Here is an 11,761-nt window from a genome sequence, read left to right on the forward strand (position 1 = left end):
ACATCAAGGCGGTATGTGCTGAACATCTATACCTGTAATAATGCTTACGCAGATGTTTTCCAGACTGATTTTGGATAATGCCTACAACTTATGGGAATGATATTGTGTATTGCCTCAAGTCACATTGTGGGGTAAGGGGATATTGTAGGCAGAAGTGGGTGCTTCAAGTTCAAATTATCTGCAAATTCAGTAATGAGAGGACGTGTAAACGCAATAAGGACGTTCAAGGGCTTAGTTGCGGATTTGAGGGTGAATAGACAGTATTACCCGACAGAGCAACTATGACAACGTAACGCCTTTACAAAAAAGTCGGTACACGAAACCCATAGACTAATTGTCTTGACCTAAAAGAGATTGGAATTTTCAGGACTGCCTATCACTTAGATAGAAGTCCAAGGTCTGCTGAAATACATAATTCAAAAATTGAAATTGCTTGACTGCAAATTTAGTAACTTTGCTTGACAAATTAACGAGAAAGAAGAGAAAATGAAAACCGACCGCATAACATCACCTATACGCAAGCAGGGGTTTCGTGCTTCGTAGGACAGTTAAGTGGTAAATTTAAAGTTCAGTTCTTCGTAGGAAGTTCAGTGGTTAAAATCCCTGCCTGCGTATAGCTGAGAACCGTTGTACGACATAGTAAAACCGAACCAAACAAAATGAAAGTCAGAGAAGAAAAGTTAAGAACAATTATAGAATGGTCGGAGAAAAACGAAGATGTAAGAGTTCTTCTTCTGACAAGTTCACTTGTAAATCCTTTAGCACTTGTTGACGAATTTAGTGATTTAGACATTGAATTTGTTTTTGAGGATAATACAAATTACATTTCAGACAAAAGCTGGACGCTTAAATTCGGAAATCCAATTGCTATGATTGAAGAAGACGAAAGTTGTTTTAACCATAAACACGCAATGAAAATGCTACTTTATGAAGACGGTGTGAAAGTAGATTTTAAACTTTACAGCAAATCAAAATTTATAAAGGAAACGCAAGAGAAAGAATTACCAGAAGATTGGGATATTGGTTATAAAATTTTAATTGATAAAGATGGTATTACAAAGCAAATGCTGAAACCAACTTATCAAATTTCCATTATCAAAAAACCGTCTGAAAAAGAGTTTCAAAATCTAATAAACGATTTTTGGTGGGACACAACTTACGTGGCAAAGTGTCTTGTGAGAGATGAAATATTCTATGCGAAATTTATGTCGGAAACCGTTATTCGCACAGAATATTTAATTCCTTTAATTGAATGGCACATTGCAAGTGAACACAATTGGAACATAACGACCAATAAATATGGACGGCTTTTCAAAAAGTATCTTAACCAGGAAATGTGGGCTAAAACAGAACAAACATTTTCAGGGAGCGATATAAAGGAAAATTGGACTGCTCTATTTTCAATGACTGATTTAGTTTCAGAAATAGGAACTGAATTGTCAAAAAAATTAGAGTACAAATACCCGGATAAATTAGAAAATGACATACGAAAATATTTAGCTGGACTAAAACCCAAAACATAACTACGTCGTACAACATCGTATTGGCAATAGGCGGGCTGAACGGCTTCGTATCAACGGAAGTGCAAAATTCAACTTCTGTTCTTCGATTAAAGTTCAGTGCTAAAAATCCCGCCCATCGCCAATACGCGGCACGTTATGTGAAAGAATAAAACGGCACCTCCAAAAAGAAAGTGCCGTTTCGAAATTAAATTTATAAATTCTCAATCCACTACTTCTGAAACAGTTGATTTTTCTATTAGAAAAATTCCGTCAAAAGCTTCTTCTATTTCAGTTTTTAGGCACATCGAATCAAATCGAATCTTATTACAATTTTTTAATTCCGTACTTCTGTTCATTAGTAAACAGCATTCTTTTCCTCCAAATTCTTGCATAATAAATTCAACAGAATCCGACTCTGGAAAATCAAGTGGAAATTTATCAACCCTAAAGCCAAATTGATAATCATTATCAGGATACAATGCCGCAGTTTCTCCACGTAGATTAGTTATTGCAAATGCTTTATATTTTTCTCCAAAAGTCATCGAAAGTCTTTGCCCCATTGGATAACAACTAATAAATCCATCAAAATCTACCGGAGTTTTTTGAATGTGAGCATTGTGGGCAACCAAAATAATCTTTTTACCAAGTGAATTTTTCAAAAACCAATCAATGCTTTCTGCCATATACTGGTCTTTTGCTCCCATATCTCCTTCAATTCCCCTTTCAGTAATGAAACTTTCCATAGCATCAGCATTATAATTCATATAAATCAAGCCTTTAACTTGATGAACTATCGATTGAAATTCTAAACTTTCTAATTTTGGTTGAAGAGTAATCAAACGAATGTAAACTTTTAATAGCAATGCTTTTAATTCATTATGTTCAGCTTCATCAAAAAGCGATAAATTTAACGCAAGCTGAGAAGTCGAATAGAAATCAAATTTCTCAGCAAGATTTAAAATCTTCTGTAAGACATCAGAAGAAACGATTGAAAGTCTTTGCAAATAATCAGATACAATACGAAAGTTTGGAAAATAAGAACCTCCATTTTTAGGAATATCCACACCTAAAAAGGTAATTTGATTATTATTGTCTTGATTATACCGACGAAGCCATAGCAAAGTATCTTTAAACTCATTTGGATAATAAAAGTGTGACAGTAACTTATCCAAATCGTCGAATGGAATTTGTGATTTTATCCACTTATCAACTTCTAATCCTTCAGAAAAACCAAACTCAAATGCCAAGGTGTCAAAATCACATTCAGTTACTAAAAACTCAATAACTTGATGCCTGAATGTAAAAAACTCTTTTATGAAATGTGCGTTTTCGCCTAAACCAACAATTGTAGAAGAATCAAAATATTCTCGAAATCGAAAAAGACTTTGTTTTATGGATGTATTATTTTCCGAATTAAACGGAAAAGTTAAGGGTTTTATATTTTTCATTATTACCTTATTTTAAATTAAAAATTAACGTACCAAATAGCAACCGTCTCAAAAAGACGATTTAATAATTTACTTTAATTTTTAATTACCAAGGCTTGCTGAAATACATAAAATGTGAATTATTTGAATACAAAGATACTAAAAATTCCTTCACATAACATCGCATTGGCAAAATGGCAGGTTAAGTGCTAAATTGAAAGTTTCTGCATTTTATTCCGCCGAATGTGTTCCACATTCGCTTTTTATTTGTAAGTTAGCTCTGTGGAAACACATCGGCTACGTTCTCGCTAAATTGAACTTTTTGTCCAATTTATCCGCCACTTCGCCAATGCGTTTCCCGTTATGTGCCATTTTTGAATGACAATGCGAATAGATACAGACAAACAAATGAATTTACTTAGTGATAAGAACGTTGCAATAATTGGTGGTGGACCCGTTGGACTGACTATGGCAAAATTATTACAGCAAAACGGCATAGACGTTTCAGTTTACGAAAGAGACAACGACCGAGAGGCAAGAATTTTTGGTGGAACCCTTGACCTACACAAAGGTTCAGGTCAGGAAGCAATGAAAAAAGCGGGATTGTTACAAACTTATTATGACTTAGCCTTACCAATGGGTGTAAATATTGCTGATGAAAAAGGCAATATTTTATCCACAAAAAATGTAAAGCCCGAAAATCGATTTGACAATCCTGAAATAAACAGAAATGACTTAAGGGCTATCTTGTTGAATAGTTTAGAAAACGACACGGTTATTTGGGATAGAAAACTTGTTATGCTTGAACCTGGTAAGAAGAAGTGGACACTAACTTTTGAGAATAAACCGAGTGAAACAGCAGATTTGGTTATTCTTGCCAATGGCGGGATGTCCAAGGTAAGAAAATTTGTTACCGACACGGAAGTTGAAGAAACAGGTACTTTCAATATACAAGCCGATATTCATCAACCAGAGATAAACTGTCCTGGATTTTTTCAGCTATGCAATGGAAACCGGCTAATGGCATCTCACCAAGGTAATTTATTATTTGCTAACCCCAATAATAATGGTGCATTGCATTTTGGAATAAGTTTTAAAACACCTGATGAATGGAAAAACCAAACGCAGGTAGATTTTCAAAACAGAAATAGTGTCGTTGATTTTCTTCTGAAAGAATTTTCCGATTGGGACGAACGCTACAAAGAATTGATTCATACGACGTTGTCATTTGTAGGATTGGCTACACGGATATTTCCTTTAGAAAAGCCTTGGAAAAGCAAGCGCCCATTACCCATAACAATGATTGGGGATGCCGCACATTTGATGCCGCCTTTTGCAGGGCAGGGAGTAAATAGTGGGTTGGTGGATGCCTTGATATTGTCTGATAATCTAGCCGATGGAAAATTTAATAGCATTGAAGAGGCTGTTAAAAATTATGAACAGCAAATGTTTATCTATGGCAAAGAAGCACAAGAAGAATCAACTCAAAACGAAATTGAAATGTTTAAACCCGACTTTACGTTTCAGCAATTGTTAAATGTATAAAATGGAATAAAACGGCACATAACAAACAAATTGGCAATAGAGCCGGTGAAGTACTTCTATTGAACTTTTGTGCAATGTTGAAGATTAGTAATTCTATTCAACATTTGTGCTAAAAGTCGGCTCCATCGCCAATTTGCCAAACGTTATATGCCATATTACACCAAAACTCGTCTGAATTATACAAAATGAACTATGTTTAACTTTTTTAAACCTAAACCAAAAAATCAAATTGAAATGGAAGTTTCGGGAATAAATCCTGAAACAAACAATGAATTTCTATTCTATAATTTTATCGAAAATACACCAAACTATATTCTTGAACCTTGGCTAAAAAAAGCAAAACAAGTTGGTTATAAAGTAAAACCTCAATACGAACAAGCGATTTTGCAAAAATTGAAATTCAATCAATTTAAAAATCCTCATACATTCCCTGAGTACTTTGAAAATAAATTTGATTTTATTGCTATTGACTTTGAGACAGCAAATAACAGTAGATTAAGTGCTTGTGCAATCGGATTATGCTTCGTGAAAAATGACACAATAGTTTATTCGACAAAACACTATATAAATCCACCAAAATCAGAAAAGTTTTTAAAAACTCATACTTCAATACACGGAATTTCATATGAAGATGTAGAATTTTCCCTTAATTTTCAAGAATTATGGGAAGACGAACTTTCTAAATATCTTTCATCTAATTTATTAATTTTTCATAATGCGAGTATGGACTTGAGTGTTTTGAAAAATCTATCTGATTCTCCGCAAACACACCTAATATTTTTAGTATATTAGCGCTCAAAAAGCAGGGATTATGAACATATTCAGTTTTACGGCTCATTTCGGTTCGGAGGAAGATTGTCGTTTGCATTTCAAGGAGCAGCGTGATAAGGAAGGGGTTGTCTGCAAGCGATGCGGGGGCACTTCCCATTATTGGTTACAGGGTAAATGGAGTTATGAATGCAAAGGTTGCCGTTTCCGCACCTCGTTGCGCAGCGGTACGATCATGGAGAGCTCCAAGCTGCCGTTTCTGGTGTGGTACAAAACGATGTTCCTGATGAGTTGCACAAAAAAGGGATTCTCCACCAACGAACTCCAGAAGCAATTAGGATTGAAGCGTTACGAACCGGTATGGGCGATGGTACACAAACTCCGCAGGGCGATGGGCAACCGGGATGCAAGGTATACACTGGAAGGGATGATAGAACTGGATGAGGGTTACTTTTCGGTGGCCAGTAAGGAAATCGAGCGAGGCAAGGGTACACGTGGCCGGGGAGCCGAGGGAAAGCAGAACGTTGCGGTGATGGCCGAAAGCACCCCGTTGGAAGATATCGAAACGGGCAAAAAGGAGAAGCATGTGCGTTATTTCAAGGCCAGGGTACTGGATAGCCATCAAAGTGAAGGAATCAACGGCGTGGTCAGGGACTGCATGGAGGATGATGCCATCGTATTTTCGGACAAAAGCACTTCTTACGTTGACATCTCCGATCTGGTGGAATTGCACGTCACCGAGAAATCAGACGCCAAAACCACCAAGGAAACACTCAAATGGGTGCATATCGCAATCAGTAATGCAAAACGGACATTGCTGGGCAACTACCATAAAATCAAAAGGAAATACTTACAGTTGTATCTCAACGAGTTTATTTACAAATTAAACAGACGGTATTTTGGAGACAAACTCTTTGACAGACTAGTAATTGCGAATATAACAGGTGCATAAACGGATAATCAGAATCTTTAAACATCCTAATTAACTACCTGCGGATTTTAGGTATAAAACGAATTGGGCATAACGACCTAGAATATTTGGAGAAGGTACTAAAAGAAGTCAAAGGGCAATATCAAACTAAACTTGTAATAATAGATGGTGTATATTCCCAGGATGGGGATTTGTCTTTACTTCCGGAAATTATTACTCTTTGCAAGACTTATGAAACCATGCTGATGTTAGATGATGCACATGGAATAGGAGTAATGGGAGCCAATGGCAGAGGAACAGCTGAATACTATAACTGTTTAGGTCAAATTGATATTATTACTGGCACATTCAGCAAGTCATTTGGTTGCGTAGGGGGATTTGCAGCAGCTTCGAAGAAGATAATACAATACTTGAAATTTTATGCGGACAGCAATGTGTTTTCAGCAGCCCCTACCCCACAAGTCACAGCATCCATACTAAAAGCTTTAGAGATTATAAAAAAAGAACCACAAATAAGAACCAAACTTTGGGAAAATACGAACTATCTTAGAAAACGGTTGAAAGAAGAAGGGTTCGACATAGGAAAATCTGTTTCCCCTATTTTTCCTATTATGATAAGAGATAATAAAAAGGTTTACGAAATTGCTAAAATGTTGCAAGAAAAAGGTATCTTTACAATTGGAATTGTATATCCGGCTGTAAGAACCAAAGAAGCAAGATTAAGGGTCAGCGTTCTTGCCACGCATAAACTTGAACAATTAGAATCTTTAGTCAATACTCTTAATGATATAAATAAGAACATAAAAATAAAATAATAATGAAAGAAAGGAGAAAGCGAAGAAGTGCCAAAGACATAAAGGAAAGCATTATTAATGCGGCAACCCATTTAATTGAAACTGAAGGATTTTCTAATCTAACAGTTACAGGTATTATGCGACAAGCTGAAATTGAGCCTGTACAATTCTATAACAGATATGATGATTTGAATAAGTTCATTGACGAGTATGTAAAAAAATACGACTATTGGTTTAGCGATATTGTAAAATCACAAAAACAATCTAGTAACGATAAAGCACTATATATGAACATTCTTGTAGGTTTATTTCAATCTTTATCAGAAAATAAAATCATGCAAGAACTTCTAAAATGGGAACTAGCTAATAACAATGAAACTAGTCAACGTACCGCTCAACTACGGGAATTGCACACGTTACCTTTATGCCAAAAATTCTCAAACATATTCTCCAATACAGATATTGACATTGTAACTATATCTGCACTAATAATAGGAGGAATATATTATCTTATTTTGCATGATAAACTTTCAACTTTCAGTGAAATAGACTTAAAAAAAGAATCTGACAAACAAAAAGTTATTAAGGCTATAAGCAAATTGTCAGACATTTTATTTACGTTTATACCTTCTTCTATTACTAAAGAAAATATTGATATTATAATAAAAATGAGAGAAGATAATATTCCTGTAGAAAAAATAGCATATTATACAGGAATCCCTAAAGAAATTATTGTTTCTATCTAAAATATCCGTCCAATGAGGAAAAACCCATTGGACGGGTCTATAGCCTAACCAAAAATCTTTTGTTTCACAAAACGACCCTTTTTCTGTACTAAAGAAAACGGTTCTTTTTTTGCTTAATCAAAGAACTTATGTCGCTACGGTGTTTAGTTAACCAATCTTCCAAAATAAACGAAACTAAAGATGAAATAGGTATTTTGGCTTTAGCTTTGAGCAACCCAAACACCTCTTTTACATCTGTATCAACATATAGAACTTCCTTGCAATTATAATTTTTTCCTTTAATGTACTCTAATAAGTCCGTCAAATCCATTTCACTAGAGCCATTAAAATTAAAAACTTCCGAAGAAGTTGTTTCCATTTCTACATGAAGTGGTTCTTTCTCCTCTTCAACTTCATATTTAGCTTCTTGAATAGGAGCTTCATTTATACTACTCCCATGCAATTCTTCACCTCTTATCATTTTAGCTATTTCCAGAACACTAGAAATACCTTCATTTTGCTTTTTCCTTAATTTATCAGCCATGTGCAAATATATACAATAAATGAATAACTTTATAACAAATATCTATTAAAAGAATATTTTATTTTATTGCTCCTTCTTGAATGATATAATCATAAGCATTCTTCACCTTATCAATACACTCATTACTAATTGCTAATGTATTTATACGTTCCATAGCAACAGAAGCTGGTATTTCATCTGTAACAAAACCAACTTGCTTAAGAATATCAACTACCTGTTCTTTTGTTTCATATCTTACCGCAGTTCTCATATTGTTAGGTAAAAAGAATATTTTAGCTTTTACATTTAAATACTGTAACACTTGGATAAAAAAACCTGTACTATCCATTGTAAATTTATCGTATTTAAATGGGCATATTATTATATCCGCAGCTTTAAGAATAGTTCCCAGAGCATCATCATCAATCTTACCAGGCAAATCTATTAATAGATTTCCTTGCTCAACCTTAGTAAAATCACTAATAATTTTAGCAACATTAGATATATCGGTTTGTATAACCTCATATTTAGGTTCATTATCATAGGTCGCAATATCTTCTTTTCTTCTATCCGATAATGAACGCTGAAAATCTAAATCCAATACTAGAACTTCTTTTCCTTTTTCTACTAGATAGTTGGCAAATTGTATGCAATTAGTCGTTTTACCACAACCGCCTTTCTGATTCCCAAATAATATTATCATATCTTACTTATATTTATTAATTTTGTTGCTGTCCTCTTTTCTTTTTCCTATTAGGAGATTTATCTTGCTGTACATTTATATGCTGGCTAAGAATATCACAAATAGCATCAATCAGATTAAATCCCCTTGCCAGTTCTGAATCTTGTTCAACATTTATTCTTTCCATCTTATCAAGAGTAACTAGAGTAATCCTATCTTTACTATAGCCATCTTTTATAATATTGATTCCTAAATCATCAGTACTTACGATTACTTTATTCTTTTTATCTATTAGATAAACTAAATTATCATCTTCAACAAAAAGAATTCCTTTTTCTCTTAATGTAGAATGTAAATCTGAACTATGAGCCAAATAACTATTTATCATATCAGTATAGACAGTATTTTTTTTATCCATATGCTCTTGAATCAAAATATCATCTTTTTTCACATGATAAATTCTACTTAACAACTCGGCTTCTTTAAGTGTAGCAACATTAAATTTATTTGCTTCATACACTCTGCTATTATATCTAAGTTCTTTCAACAGTTTTTTATCAAGAACCAATAAAGCCTTATCATCACCATTTATAAATATTGTGCCATTCATTGAAAACCTATAACCGTAATCTAACATTAATTTCTTGAAACTATCCATTGTATATTTTGTTCCATCTTTCAAAAGAAGATTAATTATACTATTACAGTGTTCAACTTTTGCTTGTTTATTAGGCTCTACTAAAAGTTCCTTCAAATCCATAACTTCCCCACCTTTCAAAACTCTCTTATTTCTATAATCAATTAATGTATATCCATAAGGTTTAGTATGTCCTTTTCCTGTATGAAAGACTAAATTTATACCAAACTTATCTTTCATCAAAGTTTGAAGTTCTGTATAGGAAAGTCCTTGCTTATATTTAAATAAAAGAGCTGTTATCTGTTTTCTTCTTTCTTCATCAGGTGTATATTGTTTAGCTTTATCTTTTATCTGCTCTAATTGAATTGAAGCGTGCTTTTCACCACCCTTATACAAAATTAATAATCCATCCTTTTCTCTTAATTTCCATCCTGATTGTTCAAGTAACAACTTATATTGCTGCACTGTAGAAAAAGAAAACTCCATGTATTTTGAAATATCATCTTTAGCCTTCAAAGCTAAATCAACATTCATTATTTGATTTATGACTTTCTGTGAGCGCACAGCTTCCATATTATCTTTTACCTTCTGTCCGTTCTTCTGTACTCGTGTAGAAACAATATGTACATGATTATTTTCTGTATCAGAATGAAAATATATCATATAAGGATTATTTCCATAACCCATTTTATTTATATATTGCAAAGCTACATTTTTCAAATCCTCTGCCGAATATTCACGCCCCTTACATGAAATCACTGCATGAAATTGTTTTGCCTTGACCGCTGGATTAGTCCTACAGACAGATTCCATATAAGCTATATAATCCGACTTCTTCAAATTATCTGGATTCATAGCAAAATTTTCTGCAACAAGAAGTTCACTCTTGCCTTCCTCATTCTTTCGCTCATTATAATCAATACCAGCGAAAGAAGTTGCCGCTTTTAAAACTACTACTACCATATTTATAACTTCACACCGCAAATATACAAACAAATATTCAATAAAAGAATATTTCAATATAATTTATTCATACAATAAATATACAAATATTATATATTCATATATTATTTATATATATAATATTTTCCCCTAAAGTTTTTGGTATCATAATAATGTTTTCTCTTCGTCCATGCCGGGCAGAACCCGGAAAAGTACGGTATCAAATACCTTCCCGGTTTCTCTCCAGTGCAGGCAGAAAAGGTATCAATTAGATGCAATCCTTTTGCCGATGGGCGGTAGTTCCTGAATGGTGTCGGTGTCTTTTCTTTTATGATGCAGCCGTTTTCCTGTATTCAGGTATAGAGAGAAACGACACAAGGAACTTTAGGGAAAAGAAATAGTAACGCTGTCTTTATCACTAAAATTATATATATAAATATTATATATACATATATTATTTGATTGACATCAACTTACGCCAAGTAACATTCAATTTATCTTGCATAATTACATAGTCTGCCATTTTCTTTTCTACCTCATTAAGAACCTCTTGATTAACTTCTTCCTTATGAATATTTACATACCTAGCCAACTGATTTATATTATTTCCTATACGTTTCATTTCCAAACAAATTTCATCCATCGAACGAATAAATTCTTTAGGGTCAATAAGACCAACTCCTTTCCTAAAGACTCTCTGTCTAAAATAATCTGACATACATTTGCTAGATTTAGAAGCTTTAGTTAGTTCTTCATATTCTAAATTCGTTAAGCGAACTTTCACTATTCTATCTCTTTTATTTGCTTTCATACTATGATACTAAATAATATATGCCCCCAAGTTGCGAGGGGGCTAAACTCCTGATTTATCAGGCAAGATTTGGTTTTTGTGTCCACAAAAACACATCTTGCTATTAATTTCTACAAACGCAAATATATAAATTACTAAACACCCTCCCAAACAAAAGGGAAAAAAATACAATTAGATAAGTTTTTTTGGTATCATAATAATGTTCTCTTATCGTCCATGCCGGGCAGAACCCGGAAAAGTACGGTATCAAATACCTTCCCGGTTTCTCTCCAGTGCAGGCAGAAAAGGTATCAATTAGATGCAATCCTTTTACCGATGGGCGGTAGTTCCTGAATGGTGTCGGTGTCTTTTCTTTTATGATGCAGCCGTTTTCCTGTATTCAAGTATAGAGAGAAACGACACAAGGAACTTTAGGGAAAAGAAGATTTTTCGTGTGGCTCTTTCTGGAACTCTGGAAGTGAAGCGTGTTAATCA

At 33.9% G+C, this 11,761-nt stretch carries 10 protein-coding genes and 2 pseudogenes; 7 read left to right on the forward strand and 5 right to left on the reverse strand.

The window, feature by feature from the left end:
- Window positions 1-90 precede the first annotated feature (90 nt).
- Window positions 91-285 (forward strand): annotated as a pseudogene (locus HMPREF0106_RS27860) (hypothetical protein).
- 374 nt (window positions 286-659) lie between these two features.
- Entirely contained in the window at window positions 660-1,523 is an 864-nt protein-coding gene (locus HMPREF0106_RS10540) for an aminoglycoside 6-adenylyltransferase AadS (RefSeq protein WP_003013318.1), read from the forward strand.
- Between the two features lie 200 nt (window positions 1,524-1,723).
- Here HMPREF0106_RS10540 and ere(D) read toward each other — a convergent pair whose 3' ends face one another.
- Window positions 1,724-2,950, reverse strand: a complete 1,227-nt coding sequence (gene ere(D) / locus HMPREF0106_RS10535) for an EreD family erythromycin esterase (protein ID WP_009040233.1) — start codon at window positions 2,948-2,950, stop codon at window positions 1,724-1,726.
- 357 nt (window positions 2,951-3,307) lie between these two features.
- Between ere(D) and HMPREF0106_RS10530 the strand changes: the two genes are divergently transcribed.
- The 5 genes and pseudogenes from HMPREF0106_RS10530 (at window position 3,308) to HMPREF0106_RS10515 (ending at window position 7,713) form a co-directional block, all read left to right on the forward strand.
- Window positions 3,308-4,474 carry a tetracycline-inactivating monooxygenase Tet(X2) gene (locus HMPREF0106_RS10530; RefSeq protein ID WP_008651082.1) on the forward strand — a complete coding sequence of 389 codons (1,167 nt, stop codon included), beginning with the start codon at window positions 3,308-3,310 and terminating at the stop codon, window positions 4,472-4,474.
- Between the two features lie 192 nt (window positions 4,475-4,666).
- Entirely contained in the window at window positions 4,667-5,266 is a 600-nt protein-coding gene (locus HMPREF0106_RS25445) for an exonuclease domain-containing protein (RefSeq protein WP_050427871.1), read from the forward strand.
- Between the two features lie 19 nt (window positions 5,267-5,285).
- On the forward strand, window positions 5,286-6,194 hold the full coding sequence (locus tag HMPREF0106_RS10525; protein ID WP_005807145.1) for an IS1595-like element ISBbi1 family transposase: 909 nt from the start codon (window positions 5,286-5,288) through the stop codon (window positions 6,192-6,194).
- Window positions 6,195-6,232: 38 nt separating this feature from the next.
- Window positions 6,233-6,988: pseudogene (locus tag HMPREF0106_RS10520) on the forward strand (aminotransferase class I/II-fold pyridoxal phosphate-dependent enzyme); the annotation flags it as partial.
- Between the two features lie 2 nt (window positions 6,989-6,990).
- Window positions 6,991-7,713, forward strand: a complete 723-nt coding sequence (locus tag HMPREF0106_RS10515) for a TetR/AcrR family transcriptional regulator (protein WP_007559082.1) — start codon at window positions 6,991-6,993, stop codon at window positions 7,711-7,713.
- An 88-nt stretch (window positions 7,714-7,801) separates the two neighbouring features.
- Here HMPREF0106_RS10515 and HMPREF0106_RS10510 read toward each other — a convergent pair whose 3' ends face one another.
- The 4 genes from HMPREF0106_RS10510 to HMPREF0106_RS10495 form a co-directional block, all read right to left on the reverse strand.
- Window positions 7,802-8,236, reverse strand: coding sequence for a hypothetical protein (locus tag HMPREF0106_RS10510; RefSeq protein ID WP_007557648.1), 435 nt, complete (start codon window positions 8,234-8,236; stop codon window positions 7,802-7,804).
- Between the two features lie 58 nt (window positions 8,237-8,294).
- A complete protein-coding gene (locus tag HMPREF0106_RS10505; protein WP_004295355.1) occupies window positions 8,295-8,918 on the reverse strand; it encodes a ParA family protein in 624 nt (207 codons plus the stop codon).
- Between the two features lie 16 nt (window positions 8,919-8,934).
- Entirely contained in the window at window positions 8,935-10,497 is a 1,563-nt protein-coding gene (locus tag HMPREF0106_RS10500; protein WP_007559083.1) for a relaxase/mobilization nuclease domain-containing protein, read from the reverse strand.
- A 433-nt stretch (window positions 10,498-10,930) separates the two neighbouring features.
- A complete protein-coding gene (locus HMPREF0106_RS10495) occupies window positions 10,931-11,287 on the reverse strand; it encodes a plasmid mobilization protein (protein WP_007557662.1) in 357 nt (118 codons plus the stop codon).
- Between the last annotated feature and the right edge of the window lie 474 nt (window positions 11,288-11,761).

This window comes from Bacteroides sp. D22 (assembly GCF_000163675.1).
In the GTDB taxonomy this organism is placed as follows: Bacteria; Bacteroidota; Bacteroidia; order Bacteroidales; family Bacteroidaceae; genus Bacteroides; species Bacteroides xylanisolvens.